The sequence below is a fragment of the Flavobacterium sp. UBA6195 genome, assembly GCF_002422095.1.
GTDB lineage: Bacteria > Bacteroidota > Bacteroidia > Flavobacteriales > Flavobacteriaceae > Flavobacterium.
Genome location: NZ_DITB01000099.1, coordinates 1 through 24,308, shown reverse-complemented (window position 1 = coordinate 24,308; position 24,308 = coordinate 1). Strand labels below are relative to the sequence as shown.

Genomic DNA, 24,308 nt, shown 5'->3' with positions numbered 1-24,308 from the left:
TCCACTTTTTGCTGACGATTTACAGAACTGGGTAATTATAAAAAAGAGTTGCTCACCATTTACAATTCAGTTTCAAACCAATTGGATTATGATAAGATGTCTAAGAGTATTGATGATGTTGTTAATCTAGAAACAAAAGCTATTTATACCCATCTATCAAGAATTAAATCAGCTTTTTATAAAATTATGGATGCTTCTTTTGCTAAATATTATATAGTGTCAGGTTCAGGGGAAGAAGACAGAAAAGTTTTATTTGAAACAAAAGATATTATTTGGAATAATTATGACCAATTAACACCTGATACGTTCTAAAACTTCACTTGCAAATTTGCAACTCCTATAAACCCTTATATTTCAGAACTACATTTGTAAAACAATTTTGTGTTATGGCATAAATCAACTTATTTACAATGGAAGATGTTATTTTAAATCAATTTTGTATTGGGGAAGAGTTTGCTTTACATGAATTTGAGTTGGAATTTTTAGAAACCAAAACAGATAAAAATGGAATAAATTATGACTACTATAGGTTTAAAGGAAAACTACCTGATAAAAAAATAAAAGAGATTGTGTTAGCCTACAACTGCGATGTTTTAAGAGGAATTTTTGTTACTCTTAGAAGTTAAAAAGTTCAATAATGTTAATTTCTAGAGCAGAAGCAACTTTTTCTAAAGTAGAAATTGTTGGATTGACCTTACCAGCTTCAAGTCTGGACATGTTACTTTTTTCAAAGTTACATTTAGCAGCCAGATCCTGCTGAGATAAGCCTTTAAGCTCTCTAATTCTTTGGATTTGCAATCCTACTTTGACCTGAATTTTAGAGTCTGACATTGAACTTTTTGAGTTGTATTATTTGATAACTCAAAAATTGTTCTATTTTTGTTTAAAATGGTTATCATTAATGATAACTATATTATTTTTAAGAATACGGAAATCCGTAAGGATATTAAATATAAATAAATTAATTATGCATTTAAAATTTAGAAAATTATGAAAAAATTATTTTTACTGACATTAATAGGATTAATATTTAATGTCAATAGTGCTTTTGTTTCTCCAGAAACAATAGAATTAAAATGTATCCTTGAAACAAACTTAATGAAATCTGAATTTTCAAAAGGATGGGATGAAGGCTATTGTGAAGGATGGAAAGATGTAAAAGGTAAAAATGCTATATGTCCTATTTCGCCAATTGCTCCTATTCCTCCTATAGGTTGCACTAATAATAGTTATAAATGTGGGTATAATTTAGGCTTTAAAGCAGGATACAAAGCCGCTTCTAAATAAAAATCAAATGAAACATATATTAATAATACTAACTATATTTTATTTTTCTCCAATTTCAACAATTGCACAAGAAATAAAAATAAAAACTAGCTACACTAAATTAGAAGAAGGAAGTGTTGGACCAGAAGAGTTTGAATTTAATTTTTCAGATGGTTGGTTATTAAAAAAAGACCTATATAATGGTTATTATGATAGTTACCCATCAATTATTGATGATAGCTTTTATGATGAAAGTGGGTTTTATTGCATTACTTTTTCACCTGTTAGTTATATAAAAAGCAACCCCTTAGAATGGTCAAATAATTATAATGGAGACATGCGATTATATAAAATTGTATATAATGAAAGAGGTGGACAAGTACTCTATATATTAGAAATAAAAGGCAGAAATAAATCAAATTCTAGATCTAAATATTATTTAACAGAACTAGGAAAAAAAACATTTAAAAATTACTAATGAAAACATTGAAATTATTATTAACATCACTGTTATTAATGCTGGGATTTTTATCCCATTCTCAATCTTATGAACTTACAGAAACAAAATTTGATGTAGAGAGTATTATTTTAAATTCTACTTCACTTACACAAATTATGGCTAAAATTAATTTTTCATTTGAACAAAAAGGGGAAAAAAAATTAAGTGATAATGGTGCTTATGTAACTGTTCAATATAAAAATGAGAGTTTAATAACTCCACTTGTTACTTATACAGTACAGGGTGAAGTTGCACAAATAATTTTTCTTATGCCTAAAAACAACTCTAATTCAATTGGTAAAGAGTTGATAAGAAAATATGGAACAAAAACTGTAAATGGAGAGGAAGTAATTCAAAGAGGCTATCTAACTTATGATATCAGATCTGATGGAGATGTTGGAATTTTAGTAATAAAATAAAAAAATACAGCAACATAACAATTAAAAATTATGAAATCAATTTTAAAAATTATAATTATTTCATTTTTTGGAATTCAAATTCTTTATTCACAAGAAAAAGATACCAAAATCACATATAAAGGAGGAGAAGCATATTTTATCTACCAAGATGCAAAAACATTAAAAATCATAAATAAAGTGCCATTTGCAAAGGTTAGAGATATTTATTATGATACTTTTTATAAAATGTATATTTTTCTATTATCAACTCCTGAAGGAGCTACCGGCTTCACATTAAAATTTGTTAGAGTGAATAAAATGTTTCCAGATGAACAAATAATGATAGATTCTAATAATAACTATGAATGGAGTGTTAAAGATCATTTAGAAAAACTTGGTAAACTTTGGGTTATAGGATTAAAAGAAAAAGATGGAATTTTACAAACAATTTATTTTGAAAATGTTACAAAATAGCCAAAAAATTCATTTAAAAAAGCTGACATATACAATACTAAAATAATATATTTATATTTTTTTGATGAAATATAATTTTAATCCATATTTGAGAATCCTAGATGAAATAACCCCCACATCAACAGATATCCCAAAAAAACAGGAATATGTAGCTTGGTATAAAAGGCATTTTAAAACTATAGAGCAACAGCCATACAGTGATTTCTGTATGCAAGAGTTAATCTGGTCTTTTCATGAATTTAAAGTTTTAGTTGAGTTTTTAGATCATGAACAAACCATAATTGAAGCCAATAATAGATACAAACTCTTAGACCATGAAAATGATGAAGAGGTCATAGAATGGCTGACAGATTATGAAAATGTATATCAATACGCAGAACATTTTTATTGTAAGTATTTTGAATGGGAAGAGGAAAAAATAGAAGGAGATAAAATAGTTGTGTCAAAAGAATTAGGAATTAAAATTGAACTTAGTGATTTCAAAGAATTTATTGTTCTTGAAGAAACTTTTAATCCTTCAATAAATAAGTATAAAAACAAGTTTTGTACAGATGAATAAAAGCCTTTTAATAACTCTTTACAAGCCATGATAGAATTTCATCAGTCACAAAATAATTTTAAATCATGAACCAACTCCAAGCCTTTATATACTTTTTAAAACGTATGGATATTGTCATGTTAGATGAAATCTTAACTGATGATATTTCTTATTGTGGTACTACAAAAGCTTTGTTTTTGGAAAAGCTACAAGACATCTTTGTTTGGAATAGGTTTTTAGAAAATCAAACCTTACCTTTAAAGTGGTCAGATACCAACACTAATCATCTTAAATTTTTTTGTTGGACACAAGATGAATATGAAAACACATTTTTAGTTACATCAAAAGCAAATGGAGACATTATTTCATTTATTAACAAAAGACCACATTTTGGACATCATAACTCTGCCTTTAGAATTTATGAAGATGAAGAAATCGGTTTTGTAAAAAGTACAGAATTTATCATGCTTCAACATCATTGCAAAACTGCAATTGAAGAAATGACAGATGTTCTGTATACTACTGAGTTAATTGTAAATTGGGTAAATAAATATGAGCCCTTTTATCTTGAAATAAAGAATCAAGATGATGAATGTAAATACATTAACTTTAAATATATAGAAGAGTTTTATGAGTTATGGGAGTCAAAATCATATGAAGAAGACCTCATATTAAAATACAAAGACGCTGAAACAGCAGTTTTAGAATTTAATAAAATTGAAATTAGTGATTGGTTAGACAAATATCACAATTTGTATTTTTGTGTTTTAATGCCCTCTAATTCATTAGCAGAATTTGTGTGTGATAAAGAATACAGATATAAACTAGGTAATAGAGAGTACAAGTCAAAAGAGCTGTATTATGTGGAAAAGTTTACTGATTTGTATTTTACTTCTAATCATAAGTAAAAAAACTAGTTTTTGTAATAATTTATAATACTAGTTGTACAATTTATTTGTCAAGGTTTTAAATCAAAAAAACATTCAGAAATGTCAAAATTCAATGAACAAATTCAACGTATTTTATGGTGGCTATGTGCAATTAGCATACTATGTTACATCTCATATTACTTTTACAAATCATCAAATCCAATTGGTGTTTTAGAATATTTATGGCTTGGAGTTAAAAGCATATTTACCACTATTTTAAGCCTGTTAATTCTTATGTCAATTATAGATTTTCTGTCTATTCTTTTAGAAAGAAAATATTATAAAGCTAATATTACATCTAGTAAAATGAACAATTTAAAAATAGAATTAAAAGAGCTTGAAAAAAAATACAATCAAATAAAAAATAGAACAGATGAATATAAAAGACACAATTTAAGAAATGATGAAGTAAAAAAGTTAGTTTATAAAAAGTTAGTTGAAAAAGAAAAAGAAATTCAATACATTACTGATGAAAATATTAGCTTTTATATAAAAGACAAACTGAATTTACATTTTTTTTCAGAAGGAGTAAACAAATTAGGTTGTTTAGGTATTGGTTACTTTATGTATTTTATAATATTAATTGTCAATACCCCTAAGAGATTTTTTGAGATATACGAGTTTGTAGAAACAAGAAATTGGTTTGCTTTTTCAATAATATTAATTGCTGGGATTTCAATATTTGTTTACAAATTAATACGCCCTCATAAAGTGGTAAAATTTATTACAAGTTGGATTTTTTCTATAGCAATATTGACAGTTTTTCTTTATTTTTCAAAACCAAGTTATATAGATATTTACACTATTGATGAATTATTGTGGGCTGTTGGATGTTTAGGATTTATATCTTCATTATCCATTTTAACTGCGAAAGCATTTGAATAATAATTGAGTCATTCTATGGATAAAGTAAACACAATAAATATCAATAGTATTGAAATAAAGAAAAAAATAGAAACATTTGAAAAACACCTGTGTTCATTTGAAAATCAGCCAAGTTATTTTTTAGTTTTAGCTAAACTTAAACTCAAGATTAAGGATGTTGAAGGTGCGCTACATTATTTGAATGAAGCTTGTAAACTCTTTCCAAAAGAGGAGTTTGTTTATGATATGAAAGCTAAAGTTTTATACGAAAAGAAAGATTATGATGGTGCCCTAATTAATCTCAACCAAGCTGTAGATATAAATCCGCAAAATGACTTGTATTATTTTAGAAGAGCAAAAGTTTTGTTCTGTCTAAAAATTTATTCTAAAGCAATTGAAGATTATTCTAAGGCAATTGAAATTAATAGCTCAAAAGACATTTACTTTTTTTACAGAGGATTGGCTAGTGGTTGTTTACAAGATTATTCTAGTGCAATTATAGATTTTAAAAAATCACTAGAATTAAATCCAGAAAGGAGAAAGTCAAAAAAGCTGTATTATGTAGAAAAGTTTACTGATTTGTATTTCACCTCTAACCATAGGTAAAAAGTGCATTAATATCCGAAAAAGGCATACAATTAGGAGTACAAGGAATAAATATTTCTTCTAAGAGTCTGATTAATTGTTGGTTATATATAGAATAATTAGTCCCGTCCAGACCGCCAGTAAAGAGGAAGCCTTTCGTAAAAGAAAGGCTTTTTTGCCCTCTTAAAATATTTAAAATAGTTGTGTTGTTTAGGTACGAAAGTACCAAAAGGTTTAGTAGTTAGACCAATGAAAAGCTTTGCATTTGATGCAGGGCTTTTTTGATTTTTATACTCCTCGTTAAAACCAAATTCCTCTATTCTGCCAAACCAACACAAAAAATAATCCAAAGAAAAGTAAACTTACTAAAAACTTAATAAACGTCCCTGCTAAGAATCCTAAGAACGATCCCGTAGCTGCTTTAAAAGCGCGCTTTCCTTCGTTTGAGTTGTAAGTGAGTTCGCCTATTAATGCGCCTAAAAAAGGGCCAATTAAAAATCCAAATGGTGGAAAAAACAAACCAATTACTAAACCTATATTGGTTCCCCAAATTCCATATTTACTGCCGCCAAAATATTTTGTGCCTTGTGCTGGAATTACATAGTCTAAAATGCCAATTACAACCGCAATTACTAAAGTAATACCCAGCAACCAATAATTGGTTTCCATTCCTTGGCAAAAATAAAGCATCAAAATCCCAACCCAACTAATAGGCGGGCCTGGTAAAGCAGGGAGTAGACTTCCAATAATTCCAACTATTATTAAAAGCAAACCTAATATCAATAAAAAGTATTCCATAAGATTTTAGTTATTGTCTAACAAATTTATAACTTTGTTTCTTTACGATGCATTAAAAATTCAAATAATGAAATTATTTTTGGGTTTATTTCTTTTATTTTCAATGGTTTCTTGTCAGTATTTCGAAAAAGAAGTGCCTAATGAGAAAGAGTTGCTAGAACAAGAATTGAAAAAAATCAATTGGGACGAAGTCGATGAATTTCCATCGGTTCTGCAATGCGATACGATTAAAGATGCGGAAATAAAAAGACAATGTTTCTTCGACTATATGGCGCAAACCATTCAAGAGCGAATAGGAATTGATACTTTGCGTTTTGAATATCCAGAAATCGACACCATCAACGTAAAAATTACAATAAATCCAGATTCGAGTTTACAATTTGAAACGCAATATCAAAATGACAGTATTCCCATAGCAGATAAAACCAAAATCGATAGTATTTTAAACTCAAGATTATCCGATTTTCCAAAAATAGAACCGGCAATAAAAAGAGGTGTAAAAGTAAAAACGCAATTTTTGCTTCCAGTGATTATTAAAATGGAGAAGTAATTTTATTTCTTAAAGTTTCTCCCTTTCCAATTATAGTTACCAAACAACGAATATACCGCTACCGAAACACTAAAAAACGGATACAACAAACTACTTGCTAACACATATTGTAATTTCGATTCGAAGAAATTAGCGGTTTTGTATATCAAAATAAAATCGATTAGGAATTTCAAAGCGACAAAAAGCATGAAAATGTTTTGATCCAATAAAAAACCTACCAACCAAAGAAGAAAACTCAATATCCAAGCCAAATTCCCACTAAAAACCACAATTGCTAACATCTTACCGTAAACAGAAGAATAACCTGTACTTTTCGAAGCCCAACGAACTCGTTGCTGAAACAATTCTGACCAAGTATCTACTGGTTTTGTTGCGACGATACTTTCTTTAGCCAATAAAAATCCAACTTTCTTCGGAGAAAATGAAACGGCTTTTTGAAGCAGAAAAACATCGTCTCCGCTAGCAATCGTTTCATTCCCTTGAAAACCGTTTAATTCCTTGAAAAATTGTTTTGAATAAGCAAAATTAGCGCCGTTACACATAAAAGGTTTTCCAATTCCAAAACTTCCAATCGTGGCGCCTTGTAAACTCAAAAAATCTAAATTCTGAAAAGCGGATAAAAAATCACTTTTCGGAATATAACAAACGCCAGAAGCTACTATTTTAACTTCATTTTCCTGAATATATTGATCGAAAGTCGTTAACCAATTTTTCTGAACCAAACAATCCGCATCAGTAGTAATAATCCAATCGTTTTTGGCAACTTGAATTGCGGTTTCAATCGCATCTTTCTTTGGCGAATTTGATTTACGAATGTTCTTTATCATTGGAATTCTAAATTCTAAATTCTGAATTCTAAATTCATCATCAGAATCATCATCTACTAAAATAATTTCAACCAATTCTTTCGGATAATTCAACAAAGAAATCGAATGCAATAAATTCGGAAGATTTTCTTTTTCGTTTCGAAACGGAACTACAATGGTAAAAGATGTTTTTGGGGTGAATTCCTTTTTCGAAAAGCGTTTCATGCGATTGAATCCATAAATCAGTTGCCCGATGAACAGGATGTAAATGAGAAAAACAATTCCGAGAATTAATTCCAGCATACGAATAATCTATTTTGAAGTATTCAACTTAAATCGCATTACATAATAACTTCCAATCACTACAGGTAAAACTACGTTTAAAAACCACATCAAGGTACTAATGAAAATTACAATCCATTCGTTAACACCATATTTCCCAAAGAAAAACATTGCGACACTTCCTTTTACAGCGAAATCCAAAAATTGAAAACTTGGTAACGAAGAAGCTAAAAAATAAACCGAAGCAATCGAGCTAATCAATGTTAAATAAGGTAAATCAACATCGAAAACCAAAAACAAAACATAATATTGATGCGAAAAAACTAAGTAACGACAAATGCCCAGGACAATATTTTTTCGATGAATCTTCTTCGGAATTTCGTTTATTTTGTGAAGTAATTTTTGAATGGAATACCCTTTAATTGTAATGTTTTTAGAAAGAACAGCAATTAAAAATAAGACAACGGCAATTCCAATAATCGCTAAAGCCCATTTCCAATATCCAATTAAAAACAATCCAAGAATTCCGAAAATAATTGTCAAAATCATTTGGATGCCGTTGCAAATTAAATTTAAAAATACCACTTTTTTGGTTTGTTCTTTTTTGAAAAACATGGCTTTTCCGGCATATTCGCCTAAACCATTTGGCGTGAAAATTCCAGCAGTTAAAGCGCCTAAAACTTGTTTACTCGCTTCACCAACCGAAATTGGTTTAATGAAATCAACTAAATTCTGCCACTTTAAAATTTCGAAATAACGATTCGCAACACTAAACAATAAAATGAATATGATAGTAATTATTGAAGTTTTTTCCAAAACCAAAGTCTGGAACTTACTCCATTCTAATTTCGAATTTCCAGCAATTTGGTCATAAATAAAATAAAACGCACCAATTACAATCAAAAGTTTGATGGTAAAAACAAGGAATTGCTTAGCTTTGTGAGGAATTGTAATCATTGGTACAAAGAAACGAAAACTTTGAACTTGAAACTTGAAACTTAAAACAAAATAATTGGTAAACGAACGCATCATATTAGGAATCGACCCGGGAACCACGATTATGGGTTTTGGATTAATCAAAGTAGTCAACAAGAAAATGGAATTTCTGCAGTTGAACGAACTTATTTTATCCAAATATGACAACCATTATCAGAAATTAAGAGTCATTTTTGAACGTACCATAGAATTAATCGACACGCACAATCCCGATGAAATTGCGATTGAAGCGCCTTTCTTTGGGAAAAATGTACAATCGATGTTAAAGTTAGGAAGAGCACAAGGCGTTGCCATGGCAGCCGGACTTTTAAGAGATATTCCAATTACTGAATACGAACCCAAGAAAATTAAAATGGCGATTACTGGAAACGGAAACGCCAGCAAGGAACAAGTTGCCAAAATGCTTCAACAATTATTAGGTTTAAAAGAATTACCAAAAAATCTTGACTCTACTGATGGTTTAGCAGCAGCTGTTTGTCATTTTTTCAATTCGGGAAGAGTAGAAGTGGGAAAAAGTTATTCGGGTTGGGATTCTTTTGTGAAACAGAATGAAGATAGAATAAAAAAATAGTGCTCAGTGCTCAGTTTTTAGTTTTCAGTATAATATCGTGTAAAAAAACAATATGAGATTTCAAGATTTATTAGCTTATAAAAAAGGATTTGATGTTGCAATGGAAGTTTTTGAAATATCAAAAAGTTTTCCAAAAGAAGAAACTTATTCTTTAACAGATCAGATTAGAAGAAGTTCAAGAAGTGTTACTATTACGATTGCAGAAGCCTATCGAAAAAGGGAATATCCAAAATATTTTCACAGCAAATTAACTGATGCTGATGCAGAAAATTCTGAAACACAAGGCTGGTTAGAATATGCTTTAGCTTGTAAATATATTACTCATGACACATTTGATTATTTGACTGAAAAATAAAAAGAAGTTGGAAGATTAATAAATTACATGATTTTAAACCCGGGAAAATTCGGTTCAAAATCTGAAAACTAAATACTACTTTATCATAGCACTGAACACTAAAACCTGAACACTGAGCACTTAAAATGAGCGGAATCTACATCCATATCCCTTTTTGCAAACAAGCTTGTCACTATTGCGATTTTCATTTTTCTACTAATTTGAAGAAGAAAGAGGAGATGGTTTTGGCATTGGCTAAAGAAATTCAATTGCGTAAAAACGAGTTTCAAGATGAGATTGTAGAAACGATTTATTTTGGCGGTGGAACGCCTTCGATATTACAGGTTGAAGATTTAAAATTTTTGATTGATGCAGTTTATAAAAATTATAAAGTAGTCGAAAATCCAGAAATTACGGTAGAAGCCAATCCAGATGATTTAACTGAAAACCGAATAATTGAACTCTCAAAAAATAAAGTCAATCGTTTATCAATCGGAATTCAATCGTTTTTTGAAGACGATTTGAAGATGATGAATCGTGCGCACAATGCTGAAGAAGCTAAAAAATGTTTGGAAACAGCAACACAATATTTCGATAATATTTCTATTGATTTGATTTACGGAATTCCCGAAATGAGTAACGAAAAATGGTTGCAAAATATAGAAACTGCTTTGTCTTTTGGAGTTCCGCATATTTCGAGTTACGCCTTAACGGTCGAGCCCAAAACGGCTTTGCATTCGTTTATTCAAAAAGGAATTATTCCACAACCTGATGATGAAGTGGCGCAAGAACATTTTCATATTTTGGTTGACAAACTTTCGGAAAACGGATTCATTCATTATGAATTATCGAACTTTGGAAAGGAAAACTATTTCTCCAAAAACAATTCTAGTTATTGGTTAGGTAAAAAATACATCGGAATTGGTCCGTCTGCTCACAGTTATGATGGAAAAAATAGAGGTTGGAATGTTTCGAATAATTCACTTTATATCAAATCCATTCAAGAAAATAAATTACCAATAGAAATTGAAACCTTAACCAAAACCGATTGTTACAACGAATATATCATGACGGGGTTGCGCACAATTTGGGGTGTTTCATTAGAAAGAGTCGAGCAAGAATTTGGTAAAACCTATTTAGATTATTTGAACCGTCAAGCAGCAAAATTCATAGAAGACCATTTGTTGTTTGTAGATGAAAACATTTTACGAACTACTAAAAAAGGAAAGTTTTTAAGCGATGGAATTGCCAGTGATTTATTTCTGTTGAATTTATAATTTTATTTCGATTGAAATAATTGTTCGGCTAAATTTAAAACACCCATGAAAAGGGTACTTCCAAATTCATCTGTTCCGCTGGGATTGAACGAATCAATTTTAGAATTAAACAACATGTTTTGTGGAATTAAATGGAATTCTTGTATTCAAATTGGCCATTATAAATCGAATAATTATCATTCATCATCGTGGTTCTATTGTAAATAGAAAAATCATTTTTTGTGTAGAAATTTAGTTGATTGAATGTGAAAAAATGTTTGTTCGAATTCAAATTAACATCGATTTTAATTGGTTGTAAAATCGGTTGAATCGTATCAGTTTTGGTTTGAGAAAACAAACAAAACGTAGATAAAAGCGATAAAATTATGAAAAATTTCTTCATTTTGTCTATCTTTAAAATCTGAATATCATTGTAAATTTAATCAATAATTGCTTTGAAAACAACAATCACTCACAATAATTCTACATTTCAAATCGACTTATCAAAACCGATTGATATTTCGATTCCACTAACCAATGACGATCAAAATCCAATTGCTTGGTATCAAAATGCCCCTGAAATCGAACCCGTAAAAATGGGCGATTGGATAGGAAAAGTTTCGGAAGGAAAATCATCTACTAATTTCAATAATATTTTTTTCAATCCGCACGCACATGGTACGCATACGGAATGTTTGGGACATATTACCCGCCATTTTTATTCAATAAATCAATGTTTGAAACAGTTTTTCTTTACTGCAGAATTGATTTCAGTGGAACCAAAAGTAGATGGAGAAGATTTAGTTATTACAAAAGAGCAAATTGAATCAGCATTGGGAGGAAATTCGCCAGAAGCAATCATCATCAGAACATTGCCAAATTCAGAAAGCAAAAAGCATCTGAATTATTCCAATACAAATCCTCCTTATTTGGAAGAAGCTGCTGCGATTTTTATTAAAGAAAAAGGAATTCAACATTTGCTTGTCGATTTGCCAAGTGTCGACAAAGAACACGACGAAGGAAAATTATTAGCACATAAATCGTTTTGGAATGTAAAAGATGTGAATCAAGTCAATCAAGATGCTCGATTCAATTGTACGATTACGGAAATGATTTACGTTAATGAAGAAATAAAAGACGGGAGTTATTTATTGAATTTACAATTCGCTTCGTTTGAAAATGATGCTTCACCATCAAAACCTATTTTGTATAAAATTGAAAAGTAATCATCAAAATGGACATCCAACAACTATACGAATTCTGCCAATTTAAAAAAGGTGTCACTGAACATTTTCCGTTTGATGAAGATACCTTGGTTTTTAAAGTAGGTGGAAAAATGTTTTGCCTAACCTCATTATCCGAATGGGAAAAAGGAACGCCTTCGTTAAATTTAAAATGCGATCCAGAACGTGCTTTGGAACTTCGAGCGGAATATGAAGCCATTGAACCAGGCTATCACATGAGTAAAATACATTGGAATACCGTTCGTTTTCATGGTGATGTTTCCGATAAAATGATGTGCGAATTGATTAATCATTCTTACGAACTTGTTTTCAAAAGTTTAACGAAAAAAGTCCAACAAGAAATTCAAGAATTAGAAAATTAGGCATTACTTTTGTGCTACTAAATAAGAAAATTCAAAGTAACTATCATGATAGACAACTTAAAAAAAATATTAAATGAAGATCAAGATCCAAAAGCCATCGAGAAAATCACGGCTAAATTGGAGAATCTTTTAATGTCGAATGAAGAAGTAGGCTATATTGCGGTTCAGAAAAAACCAGCAGTAACTATTTTTCCAGATAGCATTGTGGTAACGAACAAGCGTATCATTTTATGTAAGCCTAAAAACTTAGGATTATCAATGGAATTCATTGATTACGATTGGGATGATATTGCAGGTTCGTTTGTAAAAGAAGGCATTTTAGGTGCTGATTTTACCTTTACAACTAATTCTGATTTAACACACACGGTTGATTATTTACCAAAAAATCAAGCGCGAAAATTATACACTTACGCCAAAGAGCAATTGGATTTATTAAAAAACCCAAAAGTAGCTACACCAGTTGTAGAAGAAGCTAAATTCGAAGCTCCAATTGAAACGCCAGTTGTAGAAGAAGTAGTTGAAGAGATTCAAGCTGAAGAGGTAACGCATTTTGCAGAGTTAATGCCAACGCCAAACGATGTGATTCGTGATACGGAAGTAGAAGCGCCAATTTCAGAAGAAAAAGGTTTATCTCATTTAACACAAGACGAATTGTTTGCCAAGCTTCAGAACTATAAAAAATTATTAGATAACGGCTTAATTCTTCAAGGAGAATACGATAGATTAAAATCAGAAATTTTGAAGTTTTTATAAGTTTCTAGATTATAAATCAAAAAAGGCAATAGTAAGTTAAACTATTGCCTTTTTGCTTTTACCTAATGGCTATTTTCTACATTGATTTCTTCTGCTTCTCTACAAAACCATCGGCTTGGAGTTTTAATAATTCCGTAGCACTTTTCTTTTTGTAGTTGTACAGTTCTTTATCTTCTTTGATGTCGGCATAGACTTTATCGTAAATTTCGGCATCGGTTTTCTTTTGTAATTCGCTTTGATAACGATTTTGAGCTAGCATATTTTTGATGCCCATTTCGTTATCTTCTTGTTTGAAATCGTATTCGCTTTTTGGTGATAATAATTTCGCAATAATGGGTGAAGTTTCAATCGCTAAAAACAATAACATAATAAAAAATGAAGGTAAGAAAGGCAATTTGTTCAACGCATTAATTCGCGCCATTAATCCGTCGAAACCTTCAATAATAGGTTGGGTTTCGGTGACTTTTTTATCTAAATCGGCTTGTAAGGTTTTAGCTTTCACTTCTAAATCGGTAATTTTAGTTTGGTTTGAAGCTTTTAATGTCGCTAAATCTTGCAAAGCGGCATCGTGTTTTTCACGTTTCTCTTTATAAACCGGACCTTTGCCTAACTTTTTAGTTCCAGCAGTTCCTTCAGCTTCGGTGATGTAAACCGAATACAAATCATTTACTTCTTTTTCTTTTTTAAGAATATCCGATTTTAAACTATCAATTTGCGCTTTGTTTTTGTCTAAATCAGATTGAAAATAATTGGCTACTTGTCTTTTGTTGGCCAACATCATTTCGTTTTTTTCTTTCAATAAAACCGTATTGATTTCCTTTTCGAAGATTTTGATTTCCAAAGGTTTTGAAATTACGATAGCAATAATAATTGCTAATGCAATTCGAGGAGTGGCTTGAATGAATTCATCTAAAAAGCTGTCTCTTTTTTTTATGGTAGAAACAATAAATCTATCCAAATTAAAAATCAGCAAACCCCAAACTAGTCCGAAAGCTATGGCAATAAAAGCATTGTCGAAAACAGTAAAAAGCGCATAAGCACTCGCAATAAAAGCCATTACGGCAGTGAAGAAAACGGTAGCTCCAATTCCGGCATATTTGTTTTGCTCGCCATTAGAACAGCCGTTAATTATGTCGGAATCTACGCCTGAGCATAATATAAAAAAACGTTTTAACATGATGATTGATTTTGATTGATGATGATTAGTACAAATTTAACGCCAAAAGTTTCAAGTTGTTGCTAATTTGTTGAAAAATAGTTGGTAAAAGAAAAACCCTCACATTGCTGCAAGGGTTTAAATTATTTTGAGATGCTGAAACGAGTTCAGCATGACAATTAATATCTATAATACTCAGGTTTAAATGGGCCTTGAACTTCAACTCCAATGTAAGCTGCTTGCTCTGGGTTTAAAGTTTCTAATTCAACACCTAATTTAGCTAAGTGAAGCGCTGCTACTTTTTCATCTAAATGTTTAGGTAACATATATACTTCATTTTTGTATGCTGCACTGTTTGTCCATAACTCTAACTGAGCTAACGTTTGGTTTGTGAATGAATTACTCATTACAAAACTTGGGTGACCTGTAGCACAACCTAAGTTTACTAAACGACCTTCAGCTAAAATGATAACTTCTTTACCGTTTACGTTGTAAATATCAACTTGAGGTTTAACTTCTTGTTTTGTATCACCATAGTTAGCATTTAACCAAGCCATATCGATTTCGTTATCGAAGTGTCCGATGTTACAAACGATAGTTTTATCTTTCATAGCTTCGAAATGACGACCTACTACGATATCTTTATTTCCAGTTGTAGTAATAACGATATCAGCATTAGCAATAACAGTGTCTAATTTTTTAACTTCGTAACCGTCCATTGCTGCTTGTAAAGCACAAATTGGATCAATTTCAGTAACTGTTACAATAGAACCAGCACCACGGAAAGAAGCAGCAGTTCCTTTTCCTACATCACCATAACCACAAACAACTACTCTTTTTCCTGCTAACATAACGTCAGTAGCTCTACGAACCGCATCAACAGCAGATTCTTTACAACCATATTTGTTGTCAAATTTAGATTTAGTAACGGAGTCATTTACGTTGATAGCTGGCATATATAAAGTTCCTGCTTTCATTCTTTCGTATAAACGGTGAACTCCAGTTGTAGTTTCTTCTGATAAACCTTTAATTCCAGAAACTAATTCTGTATATCTATCAAAAACCATGTTCGTTAAGTCACCACCATCATCTAAGATCATATTTAATGGTTGACGATCTTCTCCAAAGAATAAAGTTTGCTCAATACACCAGTCAAATTCTTCTTCATTCATACCTTTCCATGCATAAACAGGAATTCCAGCAGCAGCAATTGCAGCGGCAGCATGATCTTGAGTAGAGAAAATATTACAAGATGACCAAGTTACATCAGCACCTAAAGCAACTAATGTTTCAATTAAAACAGCTGTTTGGATGGTCATGTGTAAACATCCAGCAATACGAGCTCCTTTTAAAGGTTGACTTGCGCCATATTCTGCTCTTAAAGCCATTAAACCTGGCATTTCAGCTTCTGCTAATTGAATTTCTTTTCTTCCCCATGCTGCTAAAGAAATATCTTTAACTTTGTATGGTACATATGGAATTGTTTTTGTACTCATTATATTTATTAATTTATTTTTAAATTTGAGGGTGCAAAGTTACAACATAAGTTTTTATTTTCTAAATAATGTTAGAAATTTTGTGAATTGTTTATCTTGCTAATTATTTGAACCACAATTAAATATCCGATGCCTTTTTATACTTCTATACAAATTAACGCTACTACAACTGCATACTTTTGGCATATTACCGAAGATGTAACTTCATTATTTAGAGCGGTTTCGCTGAAAGATACTTCATTATTTAGATTAGAGGGAATGAAATCTAAAGAACATCAAAAGGGTTTTTTAGCGGTTCGAATGTTGTTGCAACATATTGGATATAATGATTATGATTTAACATATACTGAAACAGGAAAACCAATTTTAAATGATGGTAAAAATATTTCTATTTCGCATTCTCATAAATTTTCTTGCATTTGTATAAGTAATCAAATAATGGGTGTTGATATTGAAATTCTAAAAGAGAAAACCTTGAAAATTGCCCCTCGTTTTTTAGAAATGAAGCATCTTGAAAATCTTTCGGAATTTGAAAAAATAATGAAGGCAACTATTATTTGGGGTGTTAAAGAATCGATATTCAAAATTAAAAATGAAGTAGGAATTAGTTTTCCTGAACATATTTTTGAAAACGAATTTTGTTTATCTGACGAGAAATGTTCGGCAGAATTGCATTTTAATAACACTATTGAAAAATTTAATTTTCATTTTTATAAAGTAGAAGATTATATCTTTGTGTGTGTGTTCCCAAATAACTAAAATGCAAAATCTCTTATCAAATATACTTCAAGCTAAAAAAGATAATAGAAAACTATTGGCTATTCTTATCGATCCAGAAAAAGTTACGATAGAAAAAGTTCAAGTTTTGTCTGATAAAATTAAAGCTTCATATGCAACTCATATCTTTGTAGGTGGAAGCACTTTTAGCGGAACGCATTTAGATGAGTTGATTGCATTATTAAAAAAAGAAACACAATTACCTATTTTAATTTTTCCTGGACATCCATCACAAATTTCTAATGAAGCCGACGGAATTTTATTTCTAAGTTTGCTTTCTGGAAGAAATCCAGAATATTTGATTGAACATCATATCAATTCAGTTGAAGCGTTAGAAAAATCAAATTTAGAAATTATCCCAACAGGTTATTTGCTAATCGATGGCGGAAAAGAAACCGCTGTGCAACGCGTAAGTCAAACCCAACCGATTGAAAATAACAATATCGAATTAGCTTATAAAACAGCAAAAGCAGGCGAATTTTTAGGAAAGAAATTGATTTATTTAGAAGCTGGAAGTGGTGCCAATCAACACGTTTCATTAGAAATGATTCGGTTTGTATCGCAAAATATTCATATTCCTTTGATTGTTGGTGGAGGTATTCGTTCTATGAAAACGATTCAAGAAGTGTATGAAGCAGGTGCGGATTTGGTGGTAATTGGAACGGCTTTTGAAAATAACAGTAACTTCTTTTTGCTATGATAGAGTTTTTATTTTCTCAATATAAAGAGTATCCCAACTATTTAATTGCATTAGAGTTAATTGCAGTAGTATTTGGAATCATAAGTGTTTTATTTGCACGAAAAAATAATATTTTAGTGTACCCAACGGGTTTGGTTAGCACGATTCTTTACGTTTATATTTTGTTTGAATTTCAATTGTATGGCGATTTAATCATTAATGGCTACTATTCTATTATGAGTGTTTTGGGTTGGTATTTATGGTCCAAAACGAAAGACGGTCATGATGAATTTCCTATTTCAACCATAAATCGGAAAGAAATTCTAGTTTCAACGCTAATTTTTACAATTACCTTAACATTTGTTGCATTAGTTTACCATTTTTTTGATAAATTTACCGATTGGACAGCTTATGTTGATGCACTCACCACAGGGTTATTTTTTGTTGGGATGTGGCTCATGGCCAAAAGAAAAATCGAAAACTGGATTTTTTGGATTATAGCGGATATCATTTCGATTCCATTGTATTTTTATAAGGGCTTAACCTTTTCGAGTTTTCAATTTATACTATTTACGTTTATTGCTATTTTAGGCTATAGAGAATGGAAAAAATATTTACAGAAGACGATTTAATTTACATACAAAATAGAGGAAATTCAATCCATAAAATTCAACAACAGTTGGATTTTTTTATCCAAGGAATTCCCAAAATTAACCTAGTTCGATCTGCAAAAGTTGGAGATGGAATTTGGAAGTTTTCTGAACAAGAAATAAACGATTTTGTTTCTTATTTTGATAAACACAAATCGAATTATTCTATCGAAAAGTTTGTTCCTGCCTCAGGTGCTGCTACCCGTATGTTCAAATTTTTGAATGAGTTTTTGAACGATTTTGATCCAAAAAATGATACCATAAATAGTTATATCAACAAGCAAAATGCTAAAGATGTATCGATTTTTATTTTTGGATTGAAAAATTTTCCTTTTTACAAAGAATTGAAAGAAAAAACGATTCAATTATATCCTAATTATTATGACTTATCCAGTGATATAAAATACTACATCTTAATAAAGACGTTGTTAAGTAAAGAAGGATTAGATTATGCTAATAAACCAAAAGGCATCTTGCCTTTTCATGTTAGAGATGAGAAAATCATAACGCCTATTGAAGAAAATATTTTTGAAACTGAATTTTTCAAGAAGGAAAATCAAAAAACGAAAATTCATTTTACCATAAATAAAGAATTTCAACTTGATTTTGAGAAAATTACTGATCAATTTTCAGAATGTGAAATAAGCTATTCTTATCAAAATCAATCTACTGATACTTTGGCAGTTAATCATGATAATACGCCGTTTCGAATAGAAGACAATAAATTGTTTTTTAGACCCGGCGGACACGGTGCATTGATTGATAATTTAAATGCGTTACAATCGGATATAATTTATATAAAAAATATAGATAACGTATCTCAAAACCATAGAATTGCAATCGAAACAAATAAAAAGTTATTAGGAGGTGTTTTAATTTGGATGCAGTATAAGATTTTTAATTATCTTAAGTTGCTTTCAAGTGGAAATGTAACCGAAAATCAAATTAATGAGATTAAGGATTTTGCAGAAAAAAAAATGGCTTTTCCGTTGCAAGAGGAATTCAATTTTTTTCAATCTGATTACAAAGTGGAATATCTTATTAAGGTGTTAAATCGTCCGATTCGAGTTTGTGGAATGGTAAAAAATGAAGGGGAATCAGGAGGTGGGCCATTTTGGGTACAAGATGAAAAAGGACGTCAAACTTTACAAATTGTTGAATCTTCTCAGATAGATTTGAATAATTCATCGCAAAAAAATATTGCTAAAGAGGCTACGCATTTTAATCCAGTAGATATTGTTTGTGGTGTAAAGAATTTTAAAGGGGAAAAGTTTGATTTAACTCAGTTTGTTGATCCAAGAACAGCTTTTATAACAGAAAAAACAAAACACGGAAAATCAATTAAGGCTCTAGAATTACCTGGATTATGGAATGGCGCTATGGCAAAATGGACCACTATTTTTGTTGAGGTTCCGTTAGAAACTTTCAATCCAGTTAAAACGGTAAATGATTTACTAAAATCGTCACATCAACCTGATAATGGATAAATCAATAATAGCATCTGAGTTTTCATTTAAAGCGGTAAGAAGTAGCGGTGCAGGAGGACAAAATGTAAATAAAGTTTCTTCTAAAGCGGTATTGACTTTCGATTTAATCAATTCTAAAGGTTTATCTGAAGAAGAAAAAATGCTATTGCAGACTAAAATCGCAACTAAACTTACGCAAGACGGAATCCTAATTTTAACCAGCGAAGAAGATAGAAGTCAACTGAAAAACAAAGAAAAAGTCATCAAGAAATGTTTTAAGTTACTTGAAAATGCTTTGGTTGTTCCAAAAGAAAGAAAAGAAACTAAAATTCCAAGAGCAGTAAAAGAAAAACGACTGAATGCTAAAAAGGTAATGAGTGTTTTAAAGCAAAATAGGAAAAAGCCAAACTTTTAAAAGTTCTAAAGCAAGTTCAAGTTCAAAATCAATATAAAAAAGGTTGAAATTGTTCTTGTAATTGTCGTTGATATTGCCTTATCTTTGCCTTGTCTCAAAGGGGTGCTCTAAATAACGAGCTGAGATCATACCCATAGAACCTAGAACAGATAATGCTGTTTAGGGAATTGACAAAAATAAATGTGCACGTTTATTGGCGTCAAAGAGTATCAAATTTAATTTTTAAACAAGGAATAATTACCCCTTTTATTCGTATTTATTTTACGAATGAAAACTTTATTCAAAAAAAATGGCTTAATGCCAAAAACAAAAAGTCGCTATTTTAGTTGTCTTTTACCCTTTATCTTTTGCCTTTTACCTTTTGCCTCTTTCTCCCAAGAAACTAAGAAAGACACTACAAAAGTTACCGAACTTAAAGAAGTAACCGTTTCGTCTGTTAGAGCAAAAGACAAAAATCCAATTACGTACACGAATGTTTCTAAGGAAGAAATTGCACCACGAAATTTGGGTCAAGATGTGCCGGTTTTGTTGCAATATTTGCCTTCTGTGGTAAGTACAACCGATGCCGGAAATGGTGTAGGTTATACGTATATGAGAGTTCGTGGCTCCGATGGTTCTCGAATTAACGTTACCTTAAACGGAGTTCCTTTTAATGATAGCGAAAGTCAAGGAACGTTTTTTGTGAATTTACCTGATTTTGCTTCGTCATTAGAAAGTGTTCAGTTGCAACGTGGAGTAGGAACTTCAACGAATGGTGCTGGTGCTTTTGGAGCAAGTTTAAACATGGCTACCAAATCATATCAAGAAAAAGCATATGCTGAAATTGCAAATTCTTTCGGAAGTTTTAATACGAGAAAGTATACTTTGGTTTTTGGAACAGGATTGCACAATAATTTCGAAATAAACGGGAGAATTTCTAACATTGCTTCAGATGGATTTATCGATAGAGCTACTTCTAATATGTTTGGTTATTTTTTTAATGCTAATTATGTGAGGGAGTCTACTTTGATTAAGTTTTTAGCTTTTGGAGGAAAAGAAAAAACGTATCAAGCTTGGTACGGTACCGAGGATTTAAACGGAAGTAGAACCTTCAATCCTGCCGGAATGTATTTTGATGAATTCGGCAACATGAAATTCTACAATAATGAAACCGATAATTATTGGCAAAACCATTTTCAATTGCATTGGACAGAAAAATGGTCGGATAAATGGATTTCAAATGCAGCATTACATTACACCATAGGAAAAGGTTATTTCGAGCAATACAAAGAAGACGAAGATTTAACCGATTATAATTTGCCTGCTTTTAACGGAAATTCTATTTCTGATTTGGTAAGAAAACGTTGGTTAGATAATGATTTCTTTGGAGCTACTTTTTCATTAAACTATAGAGATGAAAAGACCGATTTGTTATTTGGAGGAGCAGCCAATCGCTATTTAGGATTGCATTATGGAGAAGTAGTTTGGACACAAAATTATATTCCAAATCCAAATCGCTATTATGATAATTATGGAAACAAAGATGATGTAAATTTCTATACAAAAGCATCATACAACGTAACTAACAAGTTGAATTTATTCGCCGATTTACAATACAGAATGGTTTTTTATGATGCAACAAGTGTAAAATTCGATGCCGTTAATGACACCTTCAGATTTTTCAATCCAAAAGCGGGTTTAAATTTTAAATTAGATGATAAAAACGCATTTTATGGTTATTTTGGAATTGCTAATAAAGAACCACGACGAGATGATTACGAAAGTGGTGCCGTCAAACCTGAGCGATTGTTTGATTATGAATTGGGATGGAAATACAATTCTAAAAAAGTAAAATTAGCTGCAAATGCATTTTATATGCGCTATAACAATCAATTGGTTATGACAGGAGCACTAAACGATGTAGGTTCGCCAATTTTTACAAACAGTGGAAAAAGTTACAGATTGGGTTTAGAAGTAGAATCAACAATTGCTTTAACAAATAAATTAATTTTAAATCCGAATTTCACATTAAGTCAAAATAAGAATGAGGATTTTTATTATGAAATTAATGGAGTAGTTCAGAATTTAGGAAATACTAATATCGCATTTTCGCCTAATTTTATTTTCGGAAATAGGTTTACTTACTTGCCAGTTAAAGGATTACAATTGTCATTATTGTCAAAATTTGTTGGAGAACAATATATGGGAAATATCGATTCAGAAAATTCTATATTGGATAGTTATTTCATTAATGATTTTAATGCTTCTTACGATTGGCAAATCAATAAAGGAATTAAATCGATTGTTTTTTCAGCATTGGTAAATAATGTTTTTGATGTAAAATATGAATCGAACGGGTATTTCTATACGTATGATGATGATTCCTCAGGTAGTACAATTACTTATGGAGGCGCGGGTTATTATCCTCAAGCAGGAATTAATTTTCTTCTTGGGTTGAGTTTAAAATTTTAGTTAAATTAATTTAAGTTGAAAAAAGCCTGAAAGTTCAAATTTTCAGGCTTTTTTTGTTAGTTATAAACACGAAGTGAAACTTCACTTATTTGTTCTACTCGATAACGTTTCATGGGATATTGCATGCCTTGAGACTGCCCTGAAAATAAACTATAGCGTTTGTTGTCACATGAACAAATTGCATCAATACCGCTTAATGTCATGGTAGAACAAGAGGCTAAAGCTTGATTTGGACAAGCTGCATCATAAGCTACATATCCACTACCTGTATTAAAAACGATAATTCCTCTAATACCTTGTCCAGCTGAATTAATATATACGGCGTTAGCAGGACTTAATAAATTACTAAATTGAGGCAAACCCATATTTATATTTAAGTTCACAGGGTAATTTGGTAAATAAGGGTTGTTGTTTTGAAAATCTTCTTTGTCACATCCAAAAAATAAAGGGATGAAAAGAAGATAAATATATTTTTTCATATTGGTTTTTGTTTTCATTTGTAAAACAAATTTAATTAATTACTTTTGACTAAACATTACGTTATTACTTAAATTAATATTAAAAATATTTATTATCTTTGTGAAAAGAATCCCATGCAGGTGGGATTCTTTCTATTTATATAAACAATGAAGTTATGAGTACAGTATCTTATTACACAGCAGAAGGATTAAAAAAATTAAGAGAAGAATTAGATCAACTTAAGAGCATAGAACGTCCAAAAGCATCTCAAGCAATTGCAGAAGCCAGAGATAAAGGAGATTTGTCTGAAAATGCAGAATATGATGCGGCTAAAGAGGCGCAAGGTTTATTAGAAATGCGCATTGCTAAAATGGAAGAGTTAGTAGCAAATGCTCGTTTAATAGATGAATCGCAATTGGATTTGTCAAAAGTATTAGTATTGTCTACTGTTAAGATTAAAAATCAAGCTAATGGTATGGAAATGAAGTACACATTAGTAGCTGAAAGCGAAGCGGATTTAAAATCAGGAAAAATTTCTGTAACTTCTCCTATTGGGAAAGGGTTATTAGGAAAATCAGTGGGTGAAATTGCTGAAATTAATGTTCCAAATGGAGTTTTAAAAGTGGAGATTTTAGAAATTTCAAGAGATTAACAAGATTAAAATGGCAAGTATTTTTACCAAAATAGTAAATGGAGAAATTCCATGTTATAAAATAGCTGAAGATAACAATTACGTGGCTTTTTTAGATGTAAATCCGAATGCTAAAGGACACACACTATGTATTCCAAAGCAAGAGATTAACAAAATCTTTGATATGGAAGAAGATCATTATTTAGGTTTAATGAAGTTCTCTCGAAAAGTAGCCAAAGCCCTTGAAAAATCAGTAGATTGTAAACGAATAGGAGTTGCGGTTGTAGGATTAGAAGTGCCCCACGTTCATGTACATCTAATTCCACTTCAAGAGATGGATGATATGCGTTTTCAAAGAAAAACTAGTTTAACACCAGAAGAATTTCAAGAATTAGCCAAGCAAATAGCTTCCAACTTATAAAAATTAATCCCGATTCATTCGGGATTTTTTTATGCTTTTTTGTAACTAATCTGAATTGTAGTTCCTTTTCCAATTTCAGAATGAGCCACTTTTATTTTTCCTTTATGGTATTCTTGTACAATCCGCTTAGTCAACGACAACCCTAATCCCCAACCTCTTTTTTTCGTTGTAAATCCAGGTTCGAAAACTTTAGTAAATTGGT

General features: G+C 30.8%; 33 protein-coding genes and 1 pseudogene. 25 read left to right on the top strand and 9 right to left on the bottom strand.

What is annotated here, in order from left to right; genetic code table 11:
* Positions 1–48 precede the first annotated feature (48 nt).
* Positions 49–312, top strand: a complete 264-nt coding sequence (locus B4I81_RS08935; protein WP_291109803.1) for a hypothetical protein — start codon at positions 49–51, stop codon at positions 310–312.
* Positions 313–410: 98 nt separating this feature from the next.
* Positions 411–626, top strand: a complete 216-nt coding sequence (locus B4I81_RS08930) for a hypothetical protein (protein ID WP_291109801.1) — start codon at positions 411–413, stop codon at positions 624–626.
* On the opposite strand, the gene B4I81_RS08925 is transcribed toward B4I81_RS08930, so the two are convergent.
* A complete protein-coding gene (locus B4I81_RS08925) occupies positions 616–831 on the bottom strand; it encodes a helix-turn-helix domain-containing protein (RefSeq protein WP_291109799.1) in 216 nt (71 codons plus the stop codon). The genes B4I81_RS08930 and B4I81_RS08925 overlap by 11 nt on opposite strands.
* 159 nt (positions 832–990) lie before the next feature.
* On the opposite strand from B4I81_RS08925, the gene B4I81_RS08920 reads away from it, so the two are divergent.
* From B4I81_RS08920 to B4I81_RS08885, 8 genes are all read left to right on the top strand, one after another.
* Positions 991–1,287: a hypothetical protein gene (locus B4I81_RS08920; RefSeq protein ID WP_291109797.1), complete on the top strand. Its 297-nt coding sequence runs from the start codon at positions 991–993 to the stop codon at positions 1,285–1,287.
* A gap of 7 nt (positions 1,288–1,294) precedes the next feature.
* Positions 1,295–1,744, top strand: coding sequence for a hypothetical protein (locus B4I81_RS08915; protein ID WP_291109795.1), 450 nt, complete (start codon positions 1,295–1,297; stop codon positions 1,742–1,744).
* Entirely contained in the window at positions 1,744–2,184 is a 441-nt protein-coding gene (locus B4I81_RS08910) for a hypothetical protein (RefSeq protein ID WP_291109792.1), read from the top strand. Before B4I81_RS08915 ends, B4I81_RS08910 begins: the two co-directional genes overlap by 1 nt.
* Positions 2,185–2,214: 30 nt before the next feature.
* Entirely contained in the window at positions 2,215–2,637 is a 423-nt protein-coding gene (locus B4I81_RS08905; RefSeq protein ID WP_291109789.1) for a hypothetical protein, read from the top strand.
* A 64-nt stretch (positions 2,638–2,701) separates the two neighbouring features.
* On the top strand, positions 2,702–3,196 hold the full coding sequence (locus B4I81_RS08900) for a hypothetical protein (RefSeq protein ID WP_291109788.1): 495 nt from the start codon (positions 2,702–2,704) through the stop codon (positions 3,194–3,196).
* A 65-nt stretch (positions 3,197–3,261) separates the two neighbouring features.
* Positions 3,262–4,083, top strand: a complete 822-nt coding sequence (locus B4I81_RS08895; RefSeq protein WP_291109785.1) for a hypothetical protein — start codon at positions 3,262–3,264, stop codon at positions 4,081–4,083.
* A gap of 81 nt (positions 4,084–4,164) precedes the next feature.
* Positions 4,165–4,989 (top strand): hypothetical protein, encoded by an 825-nt coding sequence (locus B4I81_RS08890; protein ID WP_291109783.1) that lies wholly within the window; start codon positions 4,165–4,167, stop codon positions 4,987–4,989.
* A 15-nt stretch (positions 4,990–5,004) separates the two neighbouring features.
* The gene (locus B4I81_RS08885) at positions 5,005–5,574 is read left to right on the top strand and encodes a tetratricopeptide repeat protein (RefSeq protein ID WP_291109780.1); all 570 of its coding nucleotides are present in this window, start codon (positions 5,005–5,007) and stop codon (positions 5,572–5,574) included.
* 279 nt (positions 5,575–5,853) lie between these two features.
* On the opposite strand, the gene B4I81_RS08880 is transcribed toward B4I81_RS08885, so the two are convergent.
* Complete coding sequence (locus B4I81_RS08880; protein WP_291109778.1) at positions 5,854–6,351, bottom strand: DUF456 domain-containing protein; 498 nt, start codon at positions 6,349–6,351, stop codon at positions 5,854–5,856.
* Positions 6,352–6,418: 67 nt separating this feature from the next.
* Between B4I81_RS08880 and B4I81_RS08875 the strand changes: the two genes are divergently transcribed.
* Entirely contained in the window at positions 6,419–6,901 is a 483-nt protein-coding gene (locus tag B4I81_RS08875) for a hypothetical protein (protein WP_291109776.1), read from the top strand.
* 2 nt (positions 6,902–6,903) lie between these two features.
* On the opposite strand, the gene B4I81_RS08870 is transcribed toward B4I81_RS08875, so the two are convergent.
* Positions 6,904–7,932: a glycosyltransferase family 2 protein gene (locus tag B4I81_RS08870; protein WP_349678571.1), complete on the bottom strand. Its 1,029-nt coding sequence runs from the start codon at positions 7,930–7,932 to the stop codon at positions 6,904–6,906.
* Positions 7,933–8,019: 87 nt separating this feature from the next.
* Positions 8,020–8,946: a hypothetical protein gene (locus B4I81_RS08865; RefSeq protein ID WP_291109772.1), complete on the bottom strand. Its 927-nt coding sequence runs from the start codon at positions 8,944–8,946 to the stop codon at positions 8,020–8,022.
* 55 nt (positions 8,947–9,001) lie between these two features.
* Here B4I81_RS08865 and ruvC point away from each other — a divergent pair, with 55 nt between their 5' ends.
* From ruvC to hemW, 3 genes and pseudogenes are all read left to right on the top strand, one after another.
* Positions 9,002–9,556, top strand: a complete 555-nt coding sequence (ruvC, locus tag B4I81_RS08860) for a crossover junction endodeoxyribonuclease RuvC (protein ID WP_291109770.1) — start codon at positions 9,002–9,004, stop codon at positions 9,554–9,556.
* 52 nt (positions 9,557–9,608) lie between these two features.
* Positions 9,609–9,908 (top strand): annotated as a pseudogene (locus B4I81_RS08855) (four helix bundle protein); the annotation flags it as partial.
* Between the two features lie 128 nt (positions 9,909–10,036).
* Positions 10,037–11,167, top strand: coding sequence for a radical SAM family heme chaperone HemW (gene hemW / locus B4I81_RS08850; protein WP_291109766.1), 1,131 nt, complete (start codon positions 10,037–10,039; stop codon positions 11,165–11,167).
* Between the two features lie 127 nt (positions 11,168–11,294).
* Here hemW and B4I81_RS08845 read toward each other — a convergent pair whose 3' ends face one another.
* On the bottom strand, positions 11,295–11,549 hold the full coding sequence (locus B4I81_RS08845) for a hypothetical protein (RefSeq protein ID WP_026724412.1): 255 nt from the start codon (positions 11,547–11,549) through the stop codon (positions 11,295–11,297).
* 52 nt (positions 11,550–11,601) lie between these two features.
* On the opposite strand from B4I81_RS08845, the gene B4I81_RS08840 reads away from it, so the two are divergent.
* From B4I81_RS08840 to B4I81_RS08830, 3 genes are read left to right on the top strand one after another with little or no spacing between them, the layout of a single operon-like run.
* On the top strand, positions 11,602–12,372 hold the full coding sequence (locus tag B4I81_RS08840; protein WP_291109763.1) for a cyclase family protein: 771 nt from the start codon (positions 11,602–11,604) through the stop codon (positions 12,370–12,372).
* An 8-nt stretch (positions 12,373–12,380) separates the two neighbouring features.
* Complete coding sequence (locus B4I81_RS08835) at positions 12,381–12,752, top strand: MmcQ/YjbR family DNA-binding protein (protein ID WP_291109761.1); 372 nt, start codon at positions 12,381–12,383, stop codon at positions 12,750–12,752.
* Positions 12,753–12,797: 45 nt separating this feature from the next.
* A complete protein-coding gene (locus B4I81_RS08830; RefSeq protein WP_291109759.1) occupies positions 12,798–13,505 on the top strand; it encodes a PH domain-containing protein in 708 nt (235 codons plus the stop codon).
* Between the two features lie 76 nt (positions 13,506–13,581).
* Here B4I81_RS08830 and B4I81_RS08825 read toward each other — a convergent pair whose 3' ends face one another.
* Both B4I81_RS08825 and ahcY read right to left on the bottom strand, forming a co-directional pair.
* Positions 13,582–14,682, bottom strand: a complete 1,101-nt coding sequence (locus B4I81_RS08825) for a DUF4407 domain-containing protein (protein WP_291109757.1) — start codon at positions 14,680–14,682, stop codon at positions 13,582–13,584.
* A 158-nt stretch (positions 14,683–14,840) separates the two neighbouring features.
* Positions 14,841–16,157: an adenosylhomocysteinase gene (ahcY, locus tag B4I81_RS08820; protein ID WP_291109755.1), complete on the bottom strand. Its 1,317-nt coding sequence runs from the start codon at positions 16,155–16,157 to the stop codon at positions 14,841–14,843.
* 129 nt (positions 16,158–16,286) lie between these two features.
* Between ahcY and B4I81_RS08815 the strand changes: the two genes are divergently transcribed.
* The 6 genes from B4I81_RS08815 (at position 16,287) to B4I81_RS08790 (ending at position 22,595) form a co-directional block, all read left to right on the top strand.
* Entirely contained in the window at positions 16,287–16,916 is a 630-nt protein-coding gene (locus B4I81_RS08815; RefSeq protein WP_291109753.1) for a 4'-phosphopantetheinyl transferase family protein, read from the top strand.
* Position 16,917: 1 nt separating this feature from the next.
* Entirely contained in the window at positions 16,918–17,634 is a 717-nt protein-coding gene (locus B4I81_RS08810) for a geranylgeranylglyceryl/heptaprenylglyceryl phosphate synthase (RefSeq protein ID WP_291109751.1), read from the top strand.
* Positions 17,631–18,245 (top strand): nicotinamide riboside transporter PnuC, encoded by a 615-nt coding sequence (gene pnuC / locus B4I81_RS08805; RefSeq protein ID WP_291109749.1) that lies wholly within the window; start codon positions 17,631–17,633, stop codon positions 18,243–18,245. The genes B4I81_RS08810 and pnuC overlap by 4 nt, the downstream gene beginning before the upstream one ends.
* Positions 18,215–19,750, top strand: a complete 1,536-nt coding sequence (locus B4I81_RS08800) for a DUF4301 family protein (RefSeq protein WP_291109748.1) — start codon at positions 18,215–18,217, stop codon at positions 19,748–19,750. Before pnuC ends, B4I81_RS08800 begins: the two co-directional genes overlap by 31 nt.
* The gene (gene arfB, locus B4I81_RS08795; protein ID WP_291109746.1) at positions 19,743–20,144 is read left to right on the top strand and encodes an alternative ribosome rescue aminoacyl-tRNA hydrolase ArfB; all 402 of its coding nucleotides are present in this window, start codon (positions 19,743–19,745) and stop codon (positions 20,142–20,144) included. Before B4I81_RS08800 ends, arfB begins: the two co-directional genes overlap by 8 nt.
* Before the next feature lie 297 nt (positions 20,145–20,441).
* Positions 20,442–22,595, top strand: a complete 2,154-nt coding sequence (locus B4I81_RS08790) for a TonB-dependent receptor (RefSeq protein WP_291109744.1) — start codon at positions 20,442–20,444, stop codon at positions 22,593–22,595.
* A gap of 56 nt (positions 22,596–22,651) precedes the next feature.
* On the opposite strand, the gene B4I81_RS08785 is transcribed toward B4I81_RS08790, so the two are convergent.
* Positions 22,652–23,074 carry a Rieske (2Fe-2S) protein gene (locus B4I81_RS08785; RefSeq protein ID WP_291109742.1) on the bottom strand — a complete coding sequence of 141 codons (423 nt, stop codon included), beginning with the start codon at positions 23,072–23,074 and terminating at the stop codon, positions 22,652–22,654.
* Between the two features lie 155 nt (positions 23,075–23,229).
* Between B4I81_RS08785 and greA the strand changes: the two genes are divergently transcribed.
* Both greA and B4I81_RS08775 read left to right on the top strand, forming a co-directional pair.
* The gene (greA, locus tag B4I81_RS08780) at positions 23,230–23,706 is read left to right on the top strand and encodes a transcription elongation factor GreA (RefSeq protein WP_291109740.1); all 477 of its coding nucleotides are present in this window, start codon (positions 23,230–23,232) and stop codon (positions 23,704–23,706) included.
* A 10-nt stretch (positions 23,707–23,716) separates the two neighbouring features.
* The gene (locus B4I81_RS08775; RefSeq protein ID WP_291109738.1) at positions 23,717–24,106 is read left to right on the top strand and encodes an HIT family protein; all 390 of its coding nucleotides are present in this window, start codon (positions 23,717–23,719) and stop codon (positions 24,104–24,106) included.
* A gap of 29 nt (positions 24,107–24,135) precedes the next feature.
* On the opposite strand, the gene B4I81_RS08770 is transcribed toward B4I81_RS08775, so the two are convergent.
* On the bottom strand, positions 24,136–24,308 hold a 173-nt coding region (locus tag B4I81_RS08770), incomplete at its 5' end, for an ATP-binding protein (RefSeq protein WP_291109805.1).

Excerpts from the sequence above, each read along its gene's own strand:
- B4I81_RS08930 (WP_291109801.1), top strand. The coding sequence starts at position 411 with ATGGAAGATGTTATTTTAAATCAATTTTGTATTGGGGAAGAGTTTGCT.
- B4I81_RS08925 (WP_291109799.1), bottom strand. The coding sequence starts at position 831 with ATGTCAGACTCTAAAATTCAGGTCAAAGTAGGATTGCAAATCCAAAGA.
- B4I81_RS08920 (WP_291109797.1), top strand. The coding sequence starts at position 991 with ATGAAAAAATTATTTTTACTGACATTAATAGGATTAATATTTAATGTC.
- B4I81_RS08915 (WP_291109795.1), top strand. The coding sequence starts at position 1,295 with ATGAAACATATATTAATAATACTAACTATATTTTATTTTTCTCCAATT.
- B4I81_RS08910 (WP_291109792.1), top strand. The coding sequence starts at position 1,744 with ATGAAAACATTGAAATTATTATTAACATCACTGTTATTAATGCTGGGA.
- B4I81_RS08905 (WP_291109789.1), top strand. The coding sequence starts at position 2,215 with ATGAAATCAATTTTAAAAATTATAATTATTTCATTTTTTGGAATTCAA.
- B4I81_RS08900 (WP_291109788.1), top strand. The coding sequence starts at position 2,702 with ATGAAATATAATTTTAATCCATATTTGAGAATCCTAGATGAAATAACC.
- B4I81_RS08895 (WP_291109785.1), top strand. The coding sequence starts at position 3,262 with ATGAACCAACTCCAAGCCTTTATATACTTTTTAAAACGTATGGATATT.
- B4I81_RS08890 (WP_291109783.1), top strand. The coding sequence starts at position 4,165 with ATGTCAAAATTCAATGAACAAATTCAACGTATTTTATGGTGGCTATGT.
- B4I81_RS08885 (WP_291109780.1), top strand. The coding sequence starts at position 5,005 with ATGGATAAAGTAAACACAATAAATATCAATAGTATTGAAATAAAGAAA.
- B4I81_RS08880 (WP_291109778.1), bottom strand. The coding sequence starts at position 6,351 with ATGGAATACTTTTTATTGATATTAGGTTTGCTTTTAATAATAGTTGGA.
- B4I81_RS08875 (WP_291109776.1), top strand. The coding sequence starts at position 6,419 with ATGAAATTATTTTTGGGTTTATTTCTTTTATTTTCAATGGTTTCTTGT.
- B4I81_RS08870 (WP_349678571.1), bottom strand. The coding sequence starts at position 7,932 with ATGAAACGCTTTTCGAAAAAGGAATTCACCCCAAAAACATCTTTTACC.
- B4I81_RS08865 (WP_291109772.1), bottom strand. The coding sequence starts at position 8,946 with ATGATTACAATTCCTCACAAAGCTAAGCAATTCCTTGTTTTTACCATC.
- hemW (WP_291109766.1), top strand. The coding sequence starts at position 10,037 with ATGAGCGGAATCTACATCCATATCCCTTTTTGCAAACAAGCTTGTCAC.
- B4I81_RS08845 (WP_026724412.1), bottom strand. The coding sequence starts at position 11,549 with ATGAAGAAATTTTTCATAATTTTATCGCTTTTATCTACGTTTTGTTTG.
- B4I81_RS08835 (WP_291109761.1), top strand. The coding sequence starts at position 12,381 with ATGGACATCCAACAACTATACGAATTCTGCCAATTTAAAAAAGGTGTC.
- B4I81_RS08830 (WP_291109759.1), top strand. The coding sequence starts at position 12,798 with ATGATAGACAACTTAAAAAAAATATTAAATGAAGATCAAGATCCAAAA.
- B4I81_RS08825 (WP_291109757.1), bottom strand. The coding sequence starts at position 14,682 with ATGTTAAAACGTTTTTTTATATTATGCTCAGGCGTAGATTCCGACATA.
- ahcY (WP_291109755.1), bottom strand. The coding sequence starts at position 16,157 with ATGAGTACAAAAACAATTCCATATGTACCATACAAAGTTAAAGATATT.
- B4I81_RS08815 (WP_291109753.1), top strand. The coding sequence starts at position 16,287 with ATGCCTTTTTATACTTCTATACAAATTAACGCTACTACAACTGCATAC.
- B4I81_RS08810 (WP_291109751.1), top strand. The coding sequence starts at position 16,918 with ATGCAAAATCTCTTATCAAATATACTTCAAGCTAAAAAAGATAATAGA.
- pnuC (WP_291109749.1), top strand. The coding sequence starts at position 17,631 with ATGATAGAGTTTTTATTTTCTCAATATAAAGAGTATCCCAACTATTTA.
- B4I81_RS08800 (WP_291109748.1), top strand. The coding sequence starts at position 18,215 with ATGGAAAAAATATTTACAGAAGACGATTTAATTTACATACAAAATAGA.
- arfB (WP_291109746.1), top strand. The coding sequence starts at position 19,743 with ATGGATAAATCAATAATAGCATCTGAGTTTTCATTTAAAGCGGTAAGA.
- B4I81_RS08790 (WP_291109744.1), top strand. The coding sequence starts at position 20,442 with ATGCCAAAAACAAAAAGTCGCTATTTTAGTTGTCTTTTACCCTTTATC.
- B4I81_RS08785 (WP_291109742.1), bottom strand. The coding sequence starts at position 23,074 with ATGAAAAAATATATTTATCTTCTTTTCATCCCTTTATTTTTTGGATGT.
- greA (WP_291109740.1), top strand. The coding sequence starts at position 23,230 with ATGAGTACAGTATCTTATTACACAGCAGAAGGATTAAAAAAATTAAGA.
- B4I81_RS08775 (WP_291109738.1), top strand. The coding sequence starts at position 23,717 with ATGGCAAGTATTTTTACCAAAATAGTAAATGGAGAAATTCCATGTTAT.